General features: G+C 37.8%; 18 protein-coding genes. 11 read left to right on the top strand and 7 right to left on the bottom strand.

Annotation, left to right across the window (positions count from 1 at the left end):
• Nucleotides 1–73 precede the first annotated feature (73 nt).
• Nucleotides 74–2,401, top strand: a complete 2,328-nt coding sequence (locus tag K5G00_RS14025; protein WP_238766804.1) for a M1 family metallopeptidase — start codon at nucleotides 74–76, stop codon at nucleotides 2,399–2,401.
• A gap of 122 nt (nucleotides 2,402–2,523) precedes the next feature.
• Here K5G00_RS14025 and K5G00_RS14030 read toward each other — a convergent pair whose 3' ends face one another.
• Together K5G00_RS14030 and K5G00_RS14035 are read right to left on the bottom strand one after the other, a co-directional pair.
• Nucleotides 2,524–3,858, bottom strand: coding sequence for a serine hydrolase domain-containing protein (locus tag K5G00_RS14030; RefSeq protein WP_238766805.1), 1,335 nt, complete (start codon nucleotides 3,856–3,858; stop codon nucleotides 2,524–2,526).
• A 319-nt stretch (nucleotides 3,859–4,177) separates the two neighbouring features.
• Nucleotides 4,178–5,470 carry a Gfo/Idh/MocA family protein gene (locus tag K5G00_RS14035; protein ID WP_238766806.1) on the bottom strand — a complete coding sequence of 431 codons (1,293 nt, stop codon included), beginning with the start codon at nucleotides 5,468–5,470 and terminating at the stop codon, nucleotides 4,178–4,180.
• Nucleotides 5,471–5,717: 247 nt separating this feature from the next.
• Between K5G00_RS14035 and K5G00_RS14040 the strand changes: the two genes are divergently transcribed.
• The 5 genes from K5G00_RS14040 to K5G00_RS14060 all read left to right on the top strand — a co-directional run bounded on the left by K5G00_RS14040 (nucleotide 5,718) and on the right by K5G00_RS14060 (nucleotide 11,641).
• The gene (locus K5G00_RS14040) at nucleotides 5,718–7,547 is read left to right on the top strand and encodes a sodium:solute symporter family protein (RefSeq protein ID WP_238766807.1); all 1,830 of its coding nucleotides are present in this window, start codon (nucleotides 5,718–5,720) and stop codon (nucleotides 7,545–7,547) included.
• Between the two features lie 28 nt (nucleotides 7,548–7,575).
• Nucleotides 7,576–8,763: a glycoside hydrolase family 130 protein gene (locus K5G00_RS14045; RefSeq protein ID WP_262921364.1), complete on the top strand. Its 1,188-nt coding sequence runs from the start codon at nucleotides 7,576–7,578 to the stop codon at nucleotides 8,761–8,763.
• A gap of 51 nt (nucleotides 8,764–8,814) precedes the next feature.
• Nucleotides 8,815–9,819: a Gfo/Idh/MocA family protein gene (locus tag K5G00_RS14050; RefSeq protein WP_238766808.1), complete on the top strand. Its 1,005-nt coding sequence runs from the start codon at nucleotides 8,815–8,817 to the stop codon at nucleotides 9,817–9,819.
• Between the two features lie 29 nt (nucleotides 9,820–9,848).
• The gene (locus tag K5G00_RS14055) at nucleotides 9,849–11,033 is read left to right on the top strand and encodes an AGE family epimerase/isomerase (protein ID WP_238766809.1); all 1,185 of its coding nucleotides are present in this window, start codon (nucleotides 9,849–9,851) and stop codon (nucleotides 11,031–11,033) included.
• Between the two features lie 71 nt (nucleotides 11,034–11,104).
• Nucleotides 11,105–11,641 carry a lipocalin family protein gene (locus K5G00_RS14060; protein ID WP_238766810.1) on the top strand — a complete coding sequence of 179 codons (537 nt, stop codon included), beginning with the start codon at nucleotides 11,105–11,107 and terminating at the stop codon, nucleotides 11,639–11,641.
• A gap of 48 nt (nucleotides 11,642–11,689) precedes the next feature.
• Here the strand turns inward: K5G00_RS14060 and K5G00_RS14065 are convergent, their stop codons facing one another.
• The 4 genes from K5G00_RS14065 to K5G00_RS14080 all read right to left on the bottom strand — a co-directional run bounded on the left by K5G00_RS14065 (nucleotide 11,690) and on the right by K5G00_RS14080 (nucleotide 16,126).
• Entirely contained in the window at nucleotides 11,690–12,217 is a 528-nt protein-coding gene (locus tag K5G00_RS14065; protein WP_238766811.1) for a YceI family protein, read from the bottom strand.
• Between the two features lie 45 nt (nucleotides 12,218–12,262).
• Nucleotides 12,263–12,973 (bottom strand): pirin family protein, encoded by a 711-nt coding sequence (locus tag K5G00_RS14070; RefSeq protein WP_238766812.1) that lies wholly within the window; start codon nucleotides 12,971–12,973, stop codon nucleotides 12,263–12,265.
• 104 nt (nucleotides 12,974–13,077) lie between these two features.
• Nucleotides 13,078–13,944: an AraC family transcriptional regulator gene (locus K5G00_RS14075; protein ID WP_238766813.1), complete on the bottom strand. Its 867-nt coding sequence runs from the start codon at nucleotides 13,942–13,944 to the stop codon at nucleotides 13,078–13,080.
• 160 nt (nucleotides 13,945–14,104) lie between these two features.
• A complete protein-coding gene (locus tag K5G00_RS14080) occupies nucleotides 14,105–16,126 on the bottom strand; it encodes a tetratricopeptide repeat protein (RefSeq protein WP_238766814.1) in 2,022 nt (673 codons plus the stop codon).
• 92 nt (nucleotides 16,127–16,218) lie between these two features.
• Between K5G00_RS14080 and K5G00_RS14085 the strand changes: the two genes are divergently transcribed.
• On the top strand, nucleotides 16,219–16,791 hold the full coding sequence (locus K5G00_RS14085) for a DNA-3-methyladenine glycosylase I (protein ID WP_262921365.1): 573 nt from the start codon (nucleotides 16,219–16,221) through the stop codon (nucleotides 16,789–16,791).
• A 227-nt stretch (nucleotides 16,792–17,018) separates the two neighbouring features.
• On the opposite strand, the gene K5G00_RS14090 is transcribed toward K5G00_RS14085, so the two are convergent.
• The gene (locus K5G00_RS14090) at nucleotides 17,019–17,768 is read right to left on the bottom strand and encodes a hypothetical protein (protein ID WP_238766816.1); all 750 of its coding nucleotides are present in this window, start codon (nucleotides 17,766–17,768) and stop codon (nucleotides 17,019–17,021) included.
• A 367-nt stretch (nucleotides 17,769–18,135) separates the two neighbouring features.
• Here K5G00_RS14090 and K5G00_RS14095 point away from each other — a divergent pair, with 367 nt between their 5' ends.
• From K5G00_RS14095 to K5G00_RS14110, 4 genes are all read left to right on the top strand, one after another.
• Nucleotides 18,136–19,347: a C1 family peptidase gene (locus K5G00_RS14095; protein WP_238766817.1), complete on the top strand. Its 1,212-nt coding sequence runs from the start codon at nucleotides 18,136–18,138 to the stop codon at nucleotides 19,345–19,347.
• A gap of 62 nt (nucleotides 19,348–19,409) precedes the next feature.
• Nucleotides 19,410–20,306 (top strand): hypothetical protein, encoded by an 897-nt coding sequence (locus K5G00_RS14100; RefSeq protein WP_238766818.1) that lies wholly within the window; start codon nucleotides 19,410–19,412, stop codon nucleotides 20,304–20,306.
• A 72-nt stretch (nucleotides 20,307–20,378) separates the two neighbouring features.
• Complete coding sequence (locus tag K5G00_RS14105; RefSeq protein WP_238766819.1) at nucleotides 20,379–20,672, top strand: DUF1330 domain-containing protein; 294 nt, start codon at nucleotides 20,379–20,381, stop codon at nucleotides 20,670–20,672.
• A 57-nt stretch (nucleotides 20,673–20,729) separates the two neighbouring features.
• Nucleotides 20,730–21,671: a glycosyltransferase family 2 protein gene (locus K5G00_RS14110; RefSeq protein ID WP_238766820.1), complete on the top strand. Its 942-nt coding sequence runs from the start codon at nucleotides 20,730–20,732 to the stop codon at nucleotides 21,669–21,671.
• Nucleotides 21,672–21,718 lie beyond the last annotated feature (47 nt).

Raw genomic sequence — 21,718 nt, forward strand, 5'->3', positions numbered from 1 at the left:
AGAACAATGTCTTGTAATTATTGTTAAAATTGCTGTCTTATTAATCAGATTTCTTACAAAAAGTTTTTTTCAAATGAAATATTCTGCCTTTTTGAAAATGTTTGTTGTCGTTTTTATATTATTTGCGATCAGCGGAGCAGCGCAGGAGAACACCAATAAAAACAAATTCAGACAGTTAAAACAAGAGTTTGCTACTCCAAATGTTTACCGGACTGCTTCCGGAGCCCCGGGACATGAGTATTGGCAGCAAAAGGCAGATTATGTGATGGACATAAAACTGGACGACAAGAACCAGCGGATTTATGGCGAGGAAACCGTTACTTATCATAACCAGTCACCTGATGCGCTAAGTTATATTTGGATGCAACTGGACCAGAATATGCGCGCGAAGGATTCGGATTCTCCTAAAATAAGAACATCTCAGATGGGAGAGCGAATTTCTGTTCGACAATTGGAACGTATGGAGAGTGATTTTGATGGTGGCTTTAAAATCGAAGAAGTAAAAAATGCCGCAGGAAATCCTATGCATCACACCATTGTTAAAACGATGATGCGTGTTGATTTGACTGAAGTTTTGCAGCCTGGGGAATCCATTTCATTTTCTGTAAAATGGTGGTATAATATCAATAACCGTTTACGTGATAATGGTCGTTCAGGTTATGAATACTTTGAAGATGAAGACAATTATTTATATACAATCGCTCAGTTCTATCCGCGTATGGCTGTATACAACGATGTTGAAGGCTGGCAGCATAAACAGTTTTTAGGAACAGGTGAATTTACCCTTCCTTTTGGTGATTTTGAAGTGAGCCTTACTGTTCCTGATGATCATGTTGTGGGGGCAACCGGAGAGCTGCAAAATAGCGACGAAGTTTTAACAGAAGCCCAAATCCGCAGGTATGAAAAAGCCAAATCGGCAAAAGAACCGGTGATGATTGTTTCAGAGGATGATGCCCGGAAAGCAGAGAAAAACAAATCGGATAAAGAGAAGACCTGGGTATTTAAAGCAAAAAATGTCAGAGATTTTGCTTTTGCCAGTTCAAGGAAGTTTATTTGGGATGCGATGGGTGTAAAATTTGGCGATCGTACAGTTATGGCGATGTCATATTATCCCAAAGAAGGGAACCCACTTTGGGAGCAATACTCAACCCGGGTGGTTGCACATACCGTTAAAACCTATTCGAAATTTACTTTCGATTATCCGTATCCCGTAGCAATTTCGGTTCATACCGACAGAATTGGAATGGAGTACCCCATGATTTGTTTTAACGGTGGCCGCCCTGAATCGGATGGTACTTACAGCGAGCGAACAAAATATGGGATGATTGGCGTAATTGTTCATGAAGTCGGACATAATTTTTTTCCGATGATTGTAAACTCGGATGAAAGACAGTGGACATGGATGGATGAAGGATTAAATACGTTTCTTGAATTTCTTACAGAGCAGGAGTGGGAATATGGATTCCCATCAAGAGCCGGGCAAGCGTACAAAATTGTGGATTATATGAAAGGCGACAAAAAATATATTTCGCCAATCATGACCAATTCTGAATCAGTATGGAATTTGGGAAGCAACGCATACAGCAAACCAACAACTGCCTTAAATATTTTACGTGAAACCGTTATGGGACGTGAGTTGTTTGATTTTGCTTTTAAACAATATTCACAGCGTTGGATGTTTAAACATCCGTCACCGGAAGATTTTTTCAGAACCATGGAGGATGCCTCGGGGGTTGATTTGGATTGGTTTTGGCGTGGCTGGTTTTATACCACCGACAATGTTGATATTTCATTGGATAAAGTAACGTGGCTTCAGCCAAAAACTGATAATCCGGAGCTTGAAAAGCCGTTGGAGAAAAAGGAGGATGAAGAATTGGTGTCGATTACAGATATCAGAAACATGGAAACCATAGACCAGACGGTAACGGCCATTGATCCCGCCACTCATGATTTTTATTCGACCTACGATGAATACGAGGTGACCCAAAAGGACATTGAAGAATATAAAAAGAAAAAAAATGGCTACTCGGAGGAAGAAAATAAAATTAAGGAAGGAAATTATAATTATTATCAGCTTGACTTTAAAAATATAGGTGGGTTGGTAATGCCAATAATTCTTGAATTTACTTTTGATGACGGAACCAAAGAAGTAAAAAGAATTCCGGCTGAAATCTGGCGTCGGAATAATGAAGAGGTTTCAAAGGTGTTTTTCTTCCAAAAAGAAGTAAGTAATATCACTCTTGATCCATTTCTTGAAACTGCCGATGTTGATTTGGATAATAATAATTGGCCACCCAAGGTACATCCAACACGTTTTCAGCTTTACAAATCAAATTTTGATCGACGTTTAGGAGGAGGCTCAAATCCGATGCGCGACGCACAGAAAAAATCGAAGGAATAAAAATCAGTAATAATATATCTCGACAAAAGCCTGGAAAGATGAAATACAATTGATGAATGTTCCGGTCTTTTTTTAATGTCGATTTTTTGTTGATACTATACATAAATCGTTTTGTTTTTATTTTACTTTTTAATCTCAGCGGTTTCTTTTGTAAAATGAAATTCGCTGCCATTCTGCTTTAGCAACATGGTTTCTTTTTCCGGTTGAAATTCCATTATTAGCCCAACTTTGTCAAAGCTGAATTTATCTTTGTCAAAAGCGTCGAGCCTCAGATCCCTTTGTCCGGTAGCCTGAGCAATTAATGCAGAACTATCTTTTGTTATTGTAACCTTTAAAGGAATTTCCTTACTTGAATATATTCCGAGGTATTTGTCCAAATCAGCGGATGTTACTTCATAAATTTTAAATTCCGGGATATCAAAAGGTTTCCCAAATACACTGCTCAATACTTTGATGGTTATTTCGTTGTTGCTGTAATTTGTTCCGTTTGATGTGAGCGCAAATGAAATATTCTCGTCAGGAAAATAAACCACAGTTGACGTAAAACCATCTATTGCACCTGAATGCCCAAATCCCTTTTTATCATAAAACGGCAGTATATAAATTCCCATTCCGTAACCGTCTTTTATCGTAGTCATCTTTCCTATGTTTTCTTTTGAAATCAGTTTTCCTTCAAACAGCGCTTCAATGAATTGAGTTAATTCTTCCGGGGTTGAAATGATTCCTCCTGCTCCCATCGGAATTGACATGTCGGTCTCTTTATCTTTTTCCCACGATTTTGAGTACAAATAAGAATAAGCCTCATTGGCTTCTGTTTCTATTTTTCCGCCAAAGCCAGTGTTTTTTAGTTGAAGAGGTTTTGTGATTTTTTCTTCCAGAATTTTGGCAAAAGATTTTTTATATGTCTTTTCAAGAATATAAGAGAGCAAAATATAATTTGGATTACTGTATTTGTATATACTTCCAGGCAGGAATAAGCTTTCTCCTTTTGAAATAATACCTACGATTTCTTTTTCCGATTTTGGTTCAGTTCTCCAGTTCTGATATTCCGGGTCGTCAGTGAAACTGTATATTCCGCTTCGGTGATAAAGAAGGTGTTGTATGGTAATTTTATCGGAATTTTCTATGGAAGGAAAAAATGTATCAAGCGTTTCATCCAAATTCAATTTTTTTTCTTCAACAGCTTTTAAAATAAGAACTGAGGTAAAAGTTTTAGAAATAGACCCGATGCGGTATTTCGTGTGATTATCGGGTGTAATTCCGCTTTCAACATCGGAATAGCCAACTGATTTTTGATAAATTAGATTTCCGTTTTGAGAAACCGCAATACTTCCCATAAACTTATTGTACGAAGCCAGGTTTTCAAACAACAGATCCAACTTCTTTTTGTTAAACTGTTGGGGAAATAAAGCTATGGAAAGAAAAATACCTGCGATTGAAAGAAGCGTTTTTTTCATCTGTTTAATTTTTAATATGTTTTTGTTTCAGTCTGAAATAGAACATAAGTTGCTTGTTTGTAACTCAAACTAGTCTCTCAGTGATGAACCGTTTTATTTGACTTCTTTTTATCAGGAATGTTACAATTTATTTATCTCCCCGGCTTCTATGGTTTGTTTATTTTGCTTTAACAGTTTGCATTTTTGAAAGTTTATTTTGACCGGTAAAAGGTGTAAGACTTAGAGGATGGGTGTATTTTGGAGCTGACATAAAAATGGAAGGTGCTGGGATGAAAAGTATCCCGAAGATTTTAAAATCTCCGGGAATATTTGTTTTTTGTTAAAAATCAGTAAAATCCCATTTTCCTCTAATCGGGCGGGAAAGCATCATGTTTGCAAAATCATCACCTTTAAATTTTTCAGCTTCCGGATCCCATAATAAAGGACGTTGTAGTTCGTAAGCAATGTTGGCAAGATTACAAACCGATGCAGTGCGATGTCCGGTTTCAACATCTGAAATAGGTTTGGTCCTGTTTTTAATCGCTTTAACCCAATCCTGGTAGTGGTTATCACTGAAATAAACCCGTTTGTCTGTTTCTTTTAATTCAGCTTTAGCCAGTTTTTCATCAGGGTAGGTTCGCAAGAAACTTCTGCTGACTTCAATTCTTCCTTCGGTCCCAACAAACTGAACGGCATTTGTTTCTCCCCAGTCAGTATGATTCATAACCACATCATTTCCGTAAACCACTTTTAGCCCGCGTTTGGCTGGTTTTTCAGGAGGAATAAAACCAACCGGTCCCGATTTATCCATATCCAGTGCCCATTGAACAATGTCAAACATATGAGCTCCCCAGTCTGTTATCATACCGCCGCCAAAATTCCGATAGTTTCTCCAGTTTGGGTATATATCTCTTTCAACAGGAGGAGCAAGTTCTGAATTAAATTCCTGATATAAAGAAGGACCGACCCACATATCCCAGTTTAATCCTTTGGGCAACTCTTCAGTAGGCAAATTACACTGCACAACCGGATCGCCAACGTGAACATTAACTTCCTTGATATCACCGATGTAACCATTTCTCACTAATTCAACGGCGTGGCGGAAATCTCTCCAGGAACGCTGCATGTTTCCGGTTTGAAAAACCCGATTGTATTTTCGAGTGGCGTCAACCATCGCTCTTCCTTCCGCAACGGTTAATGCCATTGGTTTTTCACAGTAAATATCCTTTCCTGCTTTTGCCGCATCAACGGCAACCTGAGCATGCCAGTGGTCGGGAGTTGCAATTACCACTGCATCAATTTCTTTATTATCCAATAGTTCTCCGTAATATTCTGTAGTTTTTAGTTCCACTTTTGGCGAACCATTTCCTCCCTGTAATTTTTTTGCTTGATCTACAAATTTATCAAGTTTCACTTTATAAACATCGCAGGCTGCAATGGGGACAATTTCTTTACAGTTCTCGGTAAAATAATTTAACAGAATTCCTCCCTGTTTACCAGTTCCAATAAAACCAACATTGATTTTGTCATTTGCAGCGACAAATCCTTTTCCACCCAACACATGCCTTGGAATTATTGTAACGGCAGCTGCACCTGCGGCAGTTTTTCCAATAAAATTTCTTCGATTCATCATTTTTTTCAGGTTTAAATTGATTTAATACTTTTCAGAATATTCTTTACGGGATATAAAATTGGTATTTTTAAATGAATTTATCAAAATGAATTTTTATTACAAATGCAAAGTTGTTTTAAAACGTATTTAATTTCATCTTCATAACAACCGCAAAACAAATAAAAATCGTATTATTGTATTTTTTACAAGAACCAGGAGGATAACTTGAATTATATCTTAATCAACACAAACTTAAACTAAAACAGTAATGAAATTAACTGTAACCGACATTGTAATCATATTTGCTTATCTTGTTGCAACTGTTGTAATTGGCCTGGTATTAAAAAAGGTGGCCCAAAAAAGTAAATCAAATTATTTGCTAGGAGGGAATAAATTGCCCTGGTATATGCTTGGTCTTTCCAATGCGTCGGGTATGTTTGATATTTCCGGTACCATGTGGCTGGTAACCCTGCTTTTTGTTTACGGGTTAAAGAGTATTTGGATTCCGTGGTTGTGGCCGGTTTTTAACCAGGTTTTCCTTATGGTTTTTCTGAGTGTCTGGTTGCGCCGTTCAGGTGTAACAACCGGTGCAGAGTGGATTACAACTCGTTTTGGCCGCTCCCGCGACAGTAATCTTTCGCACGGAGTAGTTGTGGTTTTTGCTTTGATAATGTGTTTGGGATATCTCGCTTACGGATTTATAGGGCTCGGTAAATTTGTAATGATTTTTATTCCCTGGGATATCGTTCAACCTTATTTCCCATTTCACGTGTCACCGGAATATGTGCCTCATGTTTATGGAATTGCATTTACATTGTTTGCGGTTTTTTATGCTGTTTTAGGTGGAATGACAAGTATCGTTTGGGCCGATGTTCTGCAATATATAATCATGACAATTTCTGCGATTTTGATTGGCGTTTTGGCAATGAAAGCTCTCGCGACAGAATCCTTGGTTGTTCCGGAAGGGTGGAAAACTCCGTTTTTCGGATGGAGGTTAAACGACCTCGATTGGCGTGGAATTATTGACGAGGTAAATTCAAAAATTTCCAGCGACGGTTATTCTTTGTTCTCCATCTTTTTTATGATGATGGTTTTTAAAGGAGTTTTGGTTTCCATTGCAGGACCTGCTCCAACATACGATATGCAGAAAATTCTTTCAACAAAATCACCGAAGGAGGCAGCTAAAATGAGCGGTTTTGTTTCAGTGGTTTTGATGCCTATCCGTTATTTTATGATTGCCGGTTTTGCCATTCTTGGAATCGTGTATTACGACCGTTTGAATTTAATGGTAGGTGGACAAATTGATTTTGAGCAGATTTTACCCTCGGCGATTGCAGAATTTGTGCCGGTTGGTTTTATGGGATTGCTACTTGCCGGTTTATTGGCCGCTTTTAACTCCACTTTTGCCGGAACGCTGAATGCTGCGCAGGCATATATTGTAAACGATATTTATTTGCGTTATGTAAAACCGGAGGCGTCCAATAATCAGGTGAAAAATATGAATTACATTACCGGAATTGTGGTGGTAATTGTAAGTATCATTTTCGGGATTTTTGCACAAGATGTAAACAGCATGTTGCAGTGGATTGTGTCTGCTTTGTACGGAAGTTACGTGGTTTCAAACGTGTTAAAATGGTACTGGTGGCGTTTTAACGGCTACGGCTATTTCTGGGGAATGGTTTTCGGTTTGATTCCGGCTTTGATTTTCCCTTACGTATTCACTAAAACACTCGATTTGTATTACTTCCCGTGGTTGTTAATTATATCTGCCGCAGGTGCATTGTTAGGAACTTTCTTAACAAAACCAACCGACGAAGCAACACTAAAATCATTCTACAAAACAGTAAATCCCTGGGGATTTTGGGGGCCAATCAAAAAGAAAGTTATGGCTGAAGACCCTGATTTTAAACCCAATAAAAATTTCAAACTCGATATGTTTAATGTTGTAGTTGGAACAATTGGCCAGACAGCGCTGGTGGCACTTCCAATCTATATTATTTTGAAAGATGCATTTCCAATTTGGATAACGATAATTATTACGGTGGTTTGTGGTGTGATTTTGAAAAAAACATGGTGGAACAAACTTCCGGAGAAATAATCACTATTAATTAATTTTTGACAGAACGATGATACCAACAATTGCAGAATTTAATAAACGACTCACAAGCTTAAAAAAAGGGCATGAAAAATTGCTCACAAAAAAGAATAAGCGCCTTACGAAAAATTATAACGGAATTTATTATCGTTACAAACGGCCGATTCTCACAGGGGAACACGCACCTCTGCACTGGCGTTACGATTTGAACTACGAAAATAATCCGTTTTTAATGCAACGTATCGGTATTAATGCTGCATTTAATGCAGGCGCAATTTATCTGAATGGGAGATATCTGATGGCGGTACGTACCGAAGGCTGGGACAGGAAATCATTTTTTGCTATTGCTGAAAGTCCGAACGGAATTGATAACTGGCGTTTTTGGGAGCGACCAATTACACTTCCGCAAACCGAAGACCCGGATACCAATGTGTACGATATGCGCTTAACGCAGCATGAAGACGGTTGGATTTACGGTGTTTTCTGTGCTGAGCGGAAAGACCCGTCAGCTCCGAAAGGAGATACTTCGCAAGCGACAGCCAGCGGCGGGATTGCCCGTACCAAAGATTTGATAAAATGGGAACGTTTACCCGATTTTATTTCGCATCACGGGCAGCAGCGAAACCTGGTGTTGCATCCTGAATTTGTTGACGGGAAATATGCTTTTTATACCCGTCCGCAGGATGGATTTATCGATGTTGGCGGCGGTGGTGGCATTGGCTGGGCATTGGTTGATGATATTACAAAAGCTGAAGCGCCGGAAGAAAAGATTATCGATAAAAAAATTTACCATACCATAAAAGAACTGAAAAACGGACAGGGACCGGCTCCGATTAAAACCGAAAGAGGTTGGTTAAATCTGGCACACGGTGTGCGTGGGTGCGCTGCTGGTTTACGTTATGTTTTGTTTATGTTTATGACTGATTTGAAAGATCCTTCAGAAGTAATTGCCCGTCCGGGAGGTTATTTTATAGCGCCCGAAAACGAAGAACGGGTAGGGGATGTTTCGAATGTATTGTTTGCCAACGGCTGGATTCGCAACGAAAAAGATGAGGTGTTTATTTATTACGCTTCGTCGGATACACGCATGCACGTGGCAACTACCACTGTTGACCGTTTGCTAGATTATTGTTTAAACACACCTGAAGACGGATTCCGTTCCGGGAAAAGTGTGGAAACCATAAATAAATTGATCGAAAGGAATCAGGGAAAATATTAAGATTTCAGCTAAAAGAGACTTATTTTTGCCGGAAATCTAATTCCAACAAAAATGAATAAAAAGTACAATTGGGCCATTTTGGGTTGTGGAAAAATAGCACGGAAATTTAGTAGTGATTTAAAATTGCTTTCAAACGCAAATCTGTATGCAACGGCTTCTCGCAGTTTGCAAAAAGCGCAGGATTTTGCCAATGAATTTGGTTTTGAGAAAGCTTACGGAAGTTATGAGGAGATGCTTGCTGACCCACAAATCGACGCTGTTTATGTGGCTACTCCTCACTCGTTTCACCGCGAGCATGCAATACTTTGTTTAAAAAATAAAAAAGCAGTGTTGTGTGAAAAGGCTTTTGCTATCAACAAAAATGAAGCAGAAGAAATGGTGGCCTGTGCCAACGAAAATAACACTTTTTTGATGGAAGCTTTTTGGACCATGTTTCAGCCAAGTTTTGTAAAAGCAATGGAAGTTATCCGGTCGGGTGAATTGGGCAAACTCAAATTGGTTCGTTCCGATTTTGCTTTTAACGGTGAGTTTAATCCCGATAATCGTTTGTACAATGTGGCACTGGGCGGCGGTTCTTTGCTCGACATTGGAATTTATCCGGTATTTGCTGCCTTAACTTCGCTTGGAAAACCAGAGTTGGTGAAAACGCTGGTTGATTTCAGCCCTACAGGCTCAGAAGAAACCATCAGTATGATTTTCAAATACAAAAATGGTGAGATGGCCAATCTTACATCCAGTTTTGCATCATTGTCTCCTACACAAACTGAATATTGGTTTGAAAACGGCTACATGATTTTGAATCCGCGCTGGTTTACGCCAACAAATATTACAGTAAAAAAGAATGGTGAGGATGAGCAGATTTTGCATTCAGGGCACGAAAAAGGTTGGGGGTACCAGTACGAGGCCGCACATGTAATGGAATGTCTGGATGCCGGTAAAATTCAAAGCGACCGGATGAGTTGGCAAATGAGTGTTGATTTGATGGAAACGCTTGACCGCGTCCGAATTGACGCCGGAATATTTTTCCCTGACCACGATAAAAATTTATTTTTTTAACAAAGGTCTAATTTTTTAAAAAAAAGAAGTTGAAACCAGAAATTTTTAAGCCGCAATTTGAAAACGAACTAACCAACAATATTTTAAAATTTTGGCAGGAAAAGGTTTATGACCCGCAGAGAAAAACATTCTTCGGGCAGGTGTCGAATGAAAATGAAATTTTTCCTGAAGAACCACATTCGGCAGTGCTAGTTACCCGAATTTTATGGGCTTTTTCAGCAGCCCACCGCATTTTCCCGGAAACGGGTTATAAAAAAATGGCCGATGAAGCTTACCGTATTTTAATGGAGAATTTCTGGGATAATGAAAATGGCGGAATTTTCTGGTGCGTTACTCCCGATGGCGACGCGCTGGACACGAAAAAGCAGTTTTATGCTCAGGCGTTTTTCATTTACGCGCTTTCTGAATATTATCTTGCTTTCAAAAACGACGTGACAAAACAATTGGCAATTTCCATGTTTATGCTTTTGGAAAAATACGGTGCCGAGCCTGAATTCGGAGGCTACATTGAAGCCAGTACTGCCAACTGGAATAGTATCGAGGATCAACGGCTGAGCCCGAAAGATATGAATGTGCGGAAATCTATGAACACACATTTGCATGTTTTGGAAGCTTATACCAATTTATATCGAATTTGGAAAGATGAGGCTCTGAAACAAAAGCTGGAAGCACTGATTCATATTTTCCTGGATAAAATTATCGATTCAAAAACCGGTCACTTTTTGTTGTTTTTTGATGATGACTGGACGATTCGCGGAGATATCGATTCTTACGGTCATGATATTGAAGGAAGCTGGCTTTTGTATGAAGCTGCCGAGGTTTTAGGCGACGAAGCTTTAATAAATCGAATAAAACCGGTTGCTTTAAAGATGGTGGAAATTACAATTGCCGAAGGTTTACAGGAAAATGGCGGTATTTTTTATGAAAAAGAAAGCGGAAAATTTTTGGAAGAATACCACTGGTGGCCGCAGGCGGAAGCCGTTATTGGCTTTTTTAATGCATGGCAAATTTCCGGCGATACAAAATATGCGGAGTTTACGAAGAAAAGTTGGAAGTTCATTCAAAAGCACATTATTAATCATGAATACGGAGAGTGGTTTTGGGCACGCGATAAAAATTTCGATTTGCTTCCCGACCATAAAATTAATGCCTGGAAAGCGCCGTATCATAACGGACGGATGTGTTTGGAAATGATTCGAAGGCTAGAAAAGTAGGCTGTTTTTTTTAGTCCCGTTCGTACAAACAATATGAGTTTTTGTGTGTATTATTAACAAAAAAGAATAAAATGCAAAAACTTAACTATTTGGTTGTTGTTTTTTCGGTTTTGTTTATTGGTTTTGGATGTCAATCTCAAAATTCCGGAACGATGGATTATTCAACTGTAAAAGAGCTTGATGTTGAACGCTACCTAGGAACCTGGTACGAAATTGCACGTTACGACCACCGTTTTGAACGTGACTTGGTTGGCGTAACTGCAACTTATTCTAAACGCGATGATGGAGAAATAGAAGTCGTAAATCGAGGCTATAAAAATTCATTGAATGGAGAATTGAGTGAGGCGGTTGGAAAAGCAAAACTAACCGACGAGCCGGGCAAATTGAAAGTGTCTTTTTTTTGGATTTTTTATGCCGATTATAATGTGTTGGAACTGGATGAAAATTATCAGTGGGCGCTGATTGGAAGTTCAAACGACAAATATTTGTGGATTCTGAGTCGCACTACTCAATTGGACGAACATGTTTTAATTGGCATTCTTAAAAAAGCGGAGCAACGCGGATACAGCGCTTCGAAATTAATTTGGGTGAAACAAAAAGAGCAATAAAAAAGCACCAGTATTTTGTACTGATGCTTTCTGAATTTATTCTATGTATTATGCTTGTTTTACCAACTGCACATTCACTTCCAGTTTTACTTTGTCAGAAACAACTACGTTTCCGGCTTCGGTTACAGCGTTCCATTTTAAGCCGAATTCTTTGCGGTTAATTGCGCCGGTAAGTTCAAAACCTGCTTTTGTTTGCCCGTAAGGATCAACTGCAATTCCATTAAATTCAACGTCTAAACTAACTTCCAGGGTTACGTCTCTGATGGTGAGGTCACCAACCAGAGTTTCGCCGTCAAATGATTTTGATTTAAAGGTAATCAGCGGGTGTTTTTCAGCATTGAAAAAATCGTCAGATTTTAAGTGGGCATCGCGGTCACTGTTTTTTGTGACAATTGAATCCACTTCCACCTCTACCTGAATATCAGCGTCTGTAAAATCGTTGCCTTTTGTTTCTGCAGTAACATCAAATTTTCCAAATTCGCCACCCATTGTCGAAATCATCATGTGTTTTACTTTGAATGTGAATTCTGAGTGCGCTGCATCTACTTTCCAAATTATTTTTTTGCTTTCCATCATTGTAATTTTTAATTATTAGTATTATAAATTTAAATCTTTAATTTGTTAATTTATAGGTATTTCCATTAATAAAATCCTGCTGTTTTCAAGTGCTTTGAATTGAAAACTTTCGATATCCCAAATTCCAAAGCCATCGCGTTTGTTTAATTTTTGTCCGGCTATTTCAACTTCTCCGTCAAGAACAAAAGCATAAACTCCGTTGCTGGCATCTTTTAATTGATACGTTTCTGATTTTCCAGCTTCAAATTTACCCAGATGAAACCATGCGTTTTGGTGAATCCATACTCCCTGGTCGTCTTCATTTGGCGACAGTATTTGATAGAATGTGTTCTCTTTTTCAACATCGCGAATCGAAATCTGGTCATATCGCGGTGTGAGATTTTTTGCATTTGGGAAAATCCAAATTTGCAGGAACTTTACTTCTTTGTTGGTGTTTTTGTTGTGTTCGCTATGAAATACTCCGGTTCCTGCGCTCATTACCTGAACATCGCCTTCTTTAATTACCGCTTTGTTTCCCATGCTGTCTTTGTGTTCCAAGTCACCTTCCAGCGGAATGGAAATAATCTCCATATTGTCATGTGGATGCATTCCAAATCCTTTGCCGGGAGCGACACGGTCATCGTTTAAAACCCGAAGAACGCCAAAGTGCATTCTTTCCGGGTTGTAGTAATTCGCAAAACTAAAGGTGTGATGCGAATCGAGCCAGCCGTGGTTGGCGTGTCCTCTTGTTTCTGATTGATGCAAAATTGTTTTCATTTTTGTTTCCTTTCTGCTTCTTGAATTATTGTTCATACAAAGGTCAGAAGAAAATAAAAGTTGGGGAATATGAGAATACGGAGAAAGATTATGAAAAAACGACTTTAAGGTATTTTATTAAATTGAGAAGGTGGAATTCCTGTTTCTTTTTTGAAAAAAGCACTAAAATTAGCAGGTTCCGAAAATCCCAATTCGTAGCCAATTTCTTTGCCGGTTAAACCGGAAAATGCAATTAGTCGTTTGGCCTCAATAATTATTCGCGACTGAATAAATTCTTTGGCGGTTTTTCCTGTCAGCGATTTTACAACACGGTTTAAATAGTCGGGCGTAACACTAAGTTCACTGGCATAGTCGCTTGTCTGGTGCCATTCTGAAAATTTTTTATCAACCAGATTCTTAAAATTCTTCAGAATAGAATTTACAGCTTCCTGATTTTGTGGGTCTTTGCTTTTTAATGTACAAACGTTATTCCCGTGAATCAACAGCAATTTTATATACGAACTAATGGCCTGTTCTTTATATTTTAAATCGGAGGCCTGTATTTTTAGCATTTCCTCGCAGAAGCCTGAAAGGATAGCCAATTCTTCGTTATTAATTGGCAGAGGAGGCGAGTGTCCGTGGTCGTTAAATAAATTTAAATCATCAATAAAATGAAAGGGAATGTTGTTTTCAATTAAAAACTGAGTTGAAAAAAGAATGACGTAACCCGAAGATTGGCGTTCTTCAATTACCTGATGAATTTGCCCCGGGCTTACAAAAAATACCTGGTTTGTTGAAAACGAGTATTCATTAAAATCGATGATGTGTTTTCCTGTGGCTTTTTTTACTACCAAAACCGTGTAATAATCATGCCGGTGCGGTTTGTCAACTTGTCCGTTTCGTTCAGCATAAATGTCTTCCATGCGCTGAATCCTAAAATTCAAACCATTGTTACGATTTACATCTTTATATGTTTTAATGCTTTCTTCCATTTTTCCTCAAACCTTATTAGGACGGTGGTAAAAAGTCAATTCTGTTTTGGATTTTGAAAAAAATGAAATTGAAATAAGCTACTTTTTTTCAAAATCCATTAGTAATGACAGATTCTTGTTGAGCACCTCCTTGAAAGACGTTGTTACTCCTTAAGCGAAACTAATTACAATACCTTTTTATAATATTATATGCTCCAATCAATCCCAATTCTCCTGCGCGGCTTAAGTCGAGTGCCCCGCCTTCCACATCATCAAGATAAATTTTTGTCAAACCGCGATTAAAGTAGGCTTCCGCAAATTCAGGTTCTAGTTCTATTGCTCGATTCAAATCTTCAATCGCACTTTTGTATTCTTTCAGCCTCAGTTTTATATAAGCTCGATTGTAGTATCCAAAAAAGAATTTTGGATTAAGAAATAGTGTTACTTCGTAATCATCCATTATTTCTTTATAATCGATATTTGCATGGGGTTGCTGACCGTCGTCAGTTGAAAAACGCTGTGTAATCGGGATGCTGAATTCACTTTCCGAACCCGAATTCGTTTCAATTTCATGCAACATTTTAAAACGACAGTTTGCCCTTGTAAAGTATGCGACACCACTTTTGTCATCCATTTTGATTGATTGATCTATATCAGCTAATGCATCGTTATAGTTTCTGGTCAGGCTATTGAAGATTCCACGGTTTAAATAGTTGTGGGCGTTTTTCTGTATTTCCAGGCGTGCGTTAAAATACAAAATAAAATTTTCAAATACATCCAAATATTCAGCTACCGGTTTGTTTGAGATTGTCAACAAAGGATTATAATTATTTTTTTCGTTTAAGTCTTCAATGGCCATGTTATAGTACTGAAAACGGTCATAATCAACATCATTTTTGTCGAAAGCAGAAATGATAAAAATTGGCTGCAAATCAATTACGATGTTTCTGTTCTGGATCCTGCCATCGTCAACTTCCTCTTCTTCTTCATCAGGTAAATTTCGAGAGTCCTCAATAATCAGATTCATTCTTCTCCTTCTATTTCTATTTCTCTCATTGTTTTCCTTGTCGTCTTCCTGCTTGTTGTGATCAGTTGCATTAGACGAAGTATTGTTTTTCTGCGATGTGTTTTTCGCAGGGGGAGCGCCAGAAGAATTGTTTTGCTGCGCTGTATTATTTTTTGCTGAAGTAGCAGAGGAATTACTTTGTGAATTTCCAGACTGTTGTGTTTGTGCATTGGATGAATTTTGTCCCTGATTTTGATTCTGCTGGTTTTGTTGATTTTGCGCCAACTGTTCAGCATCCAAACGTCTGCTTTCCAAATCAAATTTAGGATCAAGTTGGGAGGCTATTTTGTAGTCGTTGGTATACCCCGGACGACCAAGAATCTCCCGAGCCATTGCTCGGTTAAAATAGGCACTTGCCATTTCCGGGTTAAGCTGGAGTGCCATGTCGTAATCCATAATTGCACCGGCGTAATCCTCCAGTTTATGTTTTACAATTCCCCGGTTGTTAAAAGCCAGTGCATTTTTCGGATCCAGCCTGATGCTCTGGTCATAGTCGCGCAAAGCCGAAGCAAAATCATCCTGTTCAAAACGAGCCAGACCACGGTTTAAATAAGCTGCCGCGTAATGAGGCCGGATGACAATAACCTGGTTCAAATCGCGAACGGCTCCGTTAATGTCACCTTGCACAATTTTTGCATTGCTTCGGTTCATCAAAGCATATGTCGATTTTGGATTGATTTCCAGCGCTTTGTTATAGTCCTCAATGGCTCCTTCCATATTTTTCTGAGCCAGTTTTGCAATTCCCCGGTTATTGTATATTGATTCGTTGTCAGGGTCAAACTCCAGTGCTTTATTATAATCACTAATGGCTTCGTCGTATTCCTTCAGGTTGTGGTAGGCCATGCCACGGTTGGTATAGGCCCGAGGGTAAAAAGGTTTTATTTCCAGCGCTTTATTATAATCTTGTATCGCCCCGCGATAGTCTTCAAGCTGATGTTTTGCCACCCCCCTGTAAAAATAGGCCTCAGGAAGATAGGGTTTAAATTTTATTACAATGTTAAAATATTCGATGGCTCCTGTATAATTTCCAATCTGAATACGGGTTTGCCCAACGGTCATATAATGGTTCAGATTAACCTGCGCCTGCGATTGAGCTATCAGGAGTCCCAGAAAGAGTATAGCTAATATTCGTTTCATTCTTTTATTGTAAGGAAACAAAAATAATATTTTACAAACAGAGCTAAAGGTTTGATTAATTTTATTTAACTTTTTCGGCAAAAGATGATAAAATGTGTAAAAGATGTGAATGGGGAACAAAAAATGAGTTGATGATTCAGTATCACGATACTGAGTGGGGGGTACCTCTGCACGATGATGAAAAATTGTTTGAGTTTCTGGTTTTGGAAGGTTTTCAAGCTGGCTTAAGTTGGCAAATTGTTCTAAATAAAAGAGAAGCATTTAGAAAAGCATTTGATAACTTCAATCCAGATATAATAGCTAATTATAATCAGGACAAAATAGATGAACTGCTTCAGGATAGTTCTATAATTAGAAATAAACTTAAAATTAATGGGTGTGTAAATAATGCAAAATGCTTTCTTGATGTACAAAAGGAATTCGGCAGTTTTGATAAATATATCTGGGGATTTGTAAACAATAAACCGATAGTAAATAGATTAAAAACTATCAGGGATATGCCAACTACAACACCTCTTTCAGATGAGATATCTAAAGATTTAAAGAAAAGAGGTTTTAAGTTTGTAGGCAGTACTGTTATTTATTCTCATCTGCAGGCTACGGGAGTTATCAACGACCATTTAATCACTTGCTATAGATATAAAGAGATATTGGATTTGTTTTAAATAACTGTTGCTGTAATAATAAAATATGCTTATATACAGGCGACTGGAATGGTAAATGACCGTTTGATGTTTTGTTTTCGCTATGATGAGATTAATTTTATGAGTTAATATTCTACCAAACAAGAATAGAATAGAGGCTTCCCTTACACTTTGGTTATAATTTCAATGTGTTAGTAGTCAGTTTTGTTATGTTTTTATTCGCAGTTAGGATTTCGTTGCCAGATTTGCTATTCTCCCCAAACAACCTGCGTTTCTGTATATGAATTACATTCAATATTATAATACCAGTTGTCGTCATCGGCATCACTGTCAAACAAATAAGCATGCAATTGTATCGTTAAAACATCTCCTGTATACGGAGTGCTTATCCAGCCTTCTGTATCTATACCTATCACAAAAGCATTTGATTCTGAAGTAAGTTCAGCACCACTAAAAACAATATTCCCGGCTTGATTTAACAGATTCACCTTGTACATGTTTGCACGGCTGACAGTCTCCCAGGAAAGATAAATGTAGTAATTTGTGTTGTCATAACTAACGGAATCAATTTTTGGGAAATCGATAATACCGGCATCAAACATATCGGTAACAGTAAATGTTTTATTATTGTCATATGAACCAGTAAATTGATAAGTTCCGGCCGCCATTATTGAAGTGGAAAATTCGTCTTCCTTCGGCTCTCTTATATAGGTTGTCAGGTATTCATATGGGGCGAGTTCAACGCTTTCCCCATTTGGTGTTTCAACCGTTGCAGATTCAATAGACGAGTTTGCAACTAAGTGATAATAAGGTGCGTAAAGTATTTCGTCGCCGGCTTTCTTTTTCTGTATAAAAATGTCACCATAACCTTCAAAAGTTTCCTCGCCTTCATTAAACTCATCTTTGCAAGAAAAAAGAACAATCCCAAGCAAAAGCAGAAAAACAATTCCGGCAGACCACATTTTTCTATTAAACATATAATGAAATTTTTCCATCATGATTTTGTTTTATGGTATTTTGATACAAATATGTAAATAAAACTCACTTATTTCAAAATAAAAACCATTGAGAAATCACTAATATTCAAAAACTATTGTTTTAACCCATTTGGTGATTTTTTATGTAAACGGTATCTGTTTTAATATTACATTTTCAGAGTTTATTTGTATAAGATAATGATTGCAAACTATTGTGTTTCGCATTATATGTAAACATGCAACTATTTATATGATCCCTTTAAACATTGAGCTTGAATCCATGTTTAAAATTCAGAATGTTTCTAAAAGGTAAAGTTTTTGTTAAGAGATTTTATTTATTAATTTTGACAGCGATTCAAATTAAAGCATTAATAGTTTAGGAGATAAGATGAGGTTGAAATTACTTTTTGCTGTTGTATTTACAGCTCTTGTGGCAAACACTCTGTTTGCAGGAAATGAAATAAAAAAGAACAAAAGGGAGCCAGGTTATGAGTTTAAGGATGAAGTCCTTTTGCCTGCTACACCTGTGAAAGATCAGTATCGTTCCGGTACCTGCTGGTCGTTTTCTGCGCTTTCGTTTCTCGAGTCGGAAATGCTACGTTTGGGCAAGCCCGAAGTTGATCTTTCTGAAATGTTTGTGGTATGGCATGCCTATTCAGAGAAGGCAAAAAAACACGTACGTTTGCATGGAAATTTGAATTTTTCTGCCGGTGGTGCATTTCACGATGTTACCAATATGATACGTGAATTTGGTATCGTTCCTGAATCGGTTTACGATGGCTTGGAATATGGTGAGGAAAAGCATGTTCACGGAGAAATGGATAGAGTATTAAGAGAAAGTGTTGATGCGGTTGTTGAAAATAAGAACAGAAAATTGAGCACTGTATGGCACGAAACCATTGACCAAACACTAAATTCATACCTTGGTGAGCTTCCCGAGAGTTTTGATTATAAAGGAAAAGCATATAATCCAAGAAGTTTTGCTTCCGATTATATTGGTTTAAATATGGATGACTATGTTGAGATTTCCTCATACACGCATCACCCGTTTTATTCAAAATTTATTTTGGAAGTGCCTGATAACTGGTCGTGGGATAAAGTTTATAATGTGCCGTTAAAAGATTTGGAGGAGATTATAGATTATTCACTAAACAACGGTTTTACAGTTGCCTGGGCTGCCGATGTTAGCGAGAAAGGTTTTGCTACCAGCAACAAGGGAGTCGCCGTTTTGCCTGCTGCGCCATCTGAGGATATGAGTGATGCAGAGATTGCTCGTTGGGAGGCACTTTCTGAAAGAGAAAAGGAAAAGGAGTTATACGAACTAAAAAATCCGGTTCCGGAAATGGATGTTACCCAGGAAATGCGGCAGTTAGCATTTGATAACTATCAGACTACTGATGATCATGGGATGCACATTGTAGGAATATCAAAAAATCAGGAAGGAAAAGTATTCTACAAAGTAAAGAACTCATGGGGCGATTATAATAAGTACCAGGGATATTTTTATGCATCAAAACCTTATGTAAATTATAAAACCATGTGTATTATGGTTCATAAAGATGCTATTCCCAAAAAAATAAGAGAAAAATTGGAGCTTTAAATAACAGCCCTTCAGATTTGTCTGAAGGGTTTTTTTATCTTTGAAAATTCAAACGATAAAACATGAAGTTTCGGCTTTTATTTTTCACTTTTTTATTTTCATTTTTTTATACGAACGCTCAGGATGACTGGGGATGGTGGAACGAACTCCACGGCTGGGAGTCGGGTGATCCGGGGTGGCGAAACTGGATTAAGATTACTCCCGGTTATATGGGACCAAATGCGCTACCGGTTCCCGAAGTTAAGCGAGGATTAATCACGGAGAAAACCGAATTTCAGGTTACAACCTCAAATCACTTTCATTCAGGAGATCCCACTCAGGATATTTCCGCAAAACTTTTTCTTCCGTTTGCAAAAAATAGAATTGCTGTAGAAATGTGGGGAGTATTGTTTGAGCATTTTGCTTTTTCGGAGGAAATTAGAAACGAGCGAATTGCCCGAAACAAAGATGGAACGGGAGTTGCGATTGGAGATTTTTATTTCAGTACTCTGATTCAGATTTCAAAAGACAGAAAATTTCCCAATACTTTGCTTCGGTTTGCCACAAAAACAGCTTCGGGAAACCAGTTGGAGTCTGCACGTTACACCGATAGCCCCGGTTATTTTTTCGATTTGAGTTTTTCAAAGGATTTTGGACAAAAAGAGGCCACTTTATTTCGTCCATTTGGATTAATAGGTTTTTATTCCTGGCAAACCAACGACGAACTCAACCTTCAAAACGACGCGCTGTTATATGCTTTAGGAGGTGAAATTATAAAAAATACATGGGTGTTTTCAGGTTCATTTTCGGGGTACTCCGGCTATAAAAATGAGCGTGACCGACCGCTGCATATGAATTTTGAAATGCGTAAAGATTTTGAGAACAGAGCAGTCAGGCTTAAATATCAACATGGCTTACACGACTGGAAATATAAGACGTTGCGTGTTTCTTTCATATGGAAGTTTAAAGGCATAAATTAAATCATATAAAAATTAATTTGGAATACTAATTTTGCACTTTATTTATCGTTAGTTGCTTTTGTATTCAAAAAAATGAGCTATTATTTTGTTGCCAACATAAAAATTCGAGACTCCCGGGAATATCAAAAATATATTGATAAAGCTGGAGAGATATTTAAAAAGTTTAATGGTGAATATTTATCTGTCGAGAATGAACCACAACTTCTGGAAGGAGAATGGGATTATACACGCCTTGTGCTTATTCAATTTAAAACCAAAGAAGATTTTGATGAATGGTATAACTCCGATGATTATCAAAAAATATTGAAGTACAGGTTAAAAGCAGCAAAATGCGACACCTTGTTAATAAAAGGAATAAAAAGCTAAATTCGCTAATTGTAAACAGAAACAGAAAACGAAATTCAGAGAATTAAAGACAAAAACATGAAAAAACTTTCGCTGGTTATTTGTGTATATAATGAAGAACCAAGTATTTACCCCCTTTCAGAACAAATAAAAGAAGGATTAGATGGAATTGATTTTGAAGCTATTTTTGTTGACGATGGTTCAAGCGACAATACAGTTGCTGAAATCAAAAAAATAAACGATGAGCGTTTTATCCTTGTTGAGCTAAAAAAGAATTACGGCCAAAGCTCAGCATTACAGGCAGGAATAGACCAGGCGGAAGGAGAATATATCGCGTTGATTGATGGTGATTTACAAAACGATCCGGCCGATGTGCCAATGATGCTCAAAATGATTGAGGATGAAGAGTGGGATATGGTTGCCGGCATTCGTGCTAACCGGCAGGACGGAATGTTCCTTCGTAAAATACCTTCAAAGATTGCCAATTATATGATTCGGAAATCCACTGGAATCCATATGAAGGATTTAGGCTGTACGCTTAAAATTTTCACAAAAGAAACCATAAAAAGTATTCATATTTATGGGGAATTACATCGTTATATTCCGGCTTTGATTGCACTTGAAGGAGCCACTCACCTTACACAGGTAGATGTAAACCACAGACCTCGTGAATTTGGAAGTTCTAAATATAATCTGGGGCGGACTACACGGGTAATGAGCGATTTGATATTAATGGTATTTTTTAAAAAATACTTGCAACGCCCGATGCATTTTTTCGGAACTATCGGTATTGTTACGCTTGGAATCGGTGTGTTGATTAATATTTACATGCTAATTCTGAAGATTTTGGGAAACGATATATGGGGGAAACCCCTGTTATTATTGGGTATTTTGCTTGTAATGGGAGGGATTCAATTTATTACTATTGGAATAATTGCCGAGTTACAAATGCGTACATATTTTGAATCGCAGCATAAAAAACCATATCGGGTAAAAAAAGTGGGATCAACAAAGGCATAAAAAATCAGCTAAAATTCATCTGAAATTTTAAAAACAGAAGATTACCA

This window comes from Maribellus maritimus (assembly GCF_022267315.1).
GTDB lineage: Bacteria > Bacteroidota > Bacteroidia > Bacteroidales > Prolixibacteraceae > Draconibacterium > Draconibacterium maritimum.

Bases quoted from the DNA above. Each gene is read 5' to 3' on its own strand.
- K5G00_RS14025 (WP_238766804.1), top strand. From the start codon at position 74: ATGAAATATTCTGCCTTTTTGAAAATGTTTGTTGTCGTTTTTATATTA.
- K5G00_RS14030 (WP_238766805.1), bottom strand. From the start codon at position 3,858: ATGAAAAAAACGCTTCTTTCAATCGCAGGTATTTTTCTTTCCATAGCT.
- K5G00_RS14035 (WP_238766806.1), bottom strand. From the start codon at position 5,470: ATGATGAATCGAAGAAATTTTATTGGAAAAACTGCCGCAGGTGCAGCT.
- K5G00_RS14040 (WP_238766807.1), top strand. From the start codon at position 5,718: ATGAAATTAACTGTAACCGACATTGTAATCATATTTGCTTATCTTGTT.
- K5G00_RS14045 (WP_262921364.1), top strand. From the start codon at position 7,576: ATGATACCAACAATTGCAGAATTTAATAAACGACTCACAAGCTTAAAA.
- K5G00_RS14050 (WP_238766808.1), top strand. From the start codon at position 8,815: ATGAATAAAAAGTACAATTGGGCCATTTTGGGTTGTGGAAAAATAGCA.
- K5G00_RS14060 (WP_238766810.1), top strand. From the start codon at position 11,105: ATGCAAAAACTTAACTATTTGGTTGTTGTTTTTTCGGTTTTGTTTATT.
- K5G00_RS14065 (WP_238766811.1), bottom strand. From the start codon at position 12,217: ATGATGGAAAGCAAAAAAATAATTTGGAAAGTAGATGCAGCGCACTCA.
- K5G00_RS14070 (WP_238766812.1), bottom strand. From the start codon at position 12,973: ATGAAAACAATTTTGCATCAATCAGAAACAAGAGGACACGCCAACCAC.
- K5G00_RS14075 (WP_238766813.1), bottom strand. From the start codon at position 13,944: ATGGAAGAAAGCATTAAAACATATAAAGATGTAAATCGTAACAATGGT.
- K5G00_RS14080 (WP_238766814.1), bottom strand. From the start codon at position 16,126: ATGAAACGAATATTAGCTATACTCTTTCTGGGACTCCTGATAGCTCAA.
- K5G00_RS14085 (WP_262921365.1), top strand. From the start codon at position 16,219: ATGTGTAAAAGATGTGAATGGGGAACAAAAAATGAGTTGATGATTCAG.
- K5G00_RS14090 (WP_238766816.1), bottom strand. From the start codon at position 17,768: ATGATGGAAAAATTTCATTATATGTTTAATAGAAAAATGTGGTCTGCC.
- K5G00_RS14095 (WP_238766817.1), top strand. From the start codon at position 18,136: ATGAGGTTGAAATTACTTTTTGCTGTTGTATTTACAGCTCTTGTGGCA.
- K5G00_RS14100 (WP_238766818.1), top strand. From the start codon at position 19,410: ATGAAGTTTCGGCTTTTATTTTTCACTTTTTTATTTTCATTTTTTTAT.
- K5G00_RS14105 (WP_238766819.1), top strand. From the start codon at position 20,379: ATGAGCTATTATTTTGTTGCCAACATAAAAATTCGAGACTCCCGGGAA.
- K5G00_RS14110 (WP_238766820.1), top strand. From the start codon at position 20,730: ATGAAAAAACTTTCGCTGGTTATTTGTGTATATAATGAAGAACCAAGT.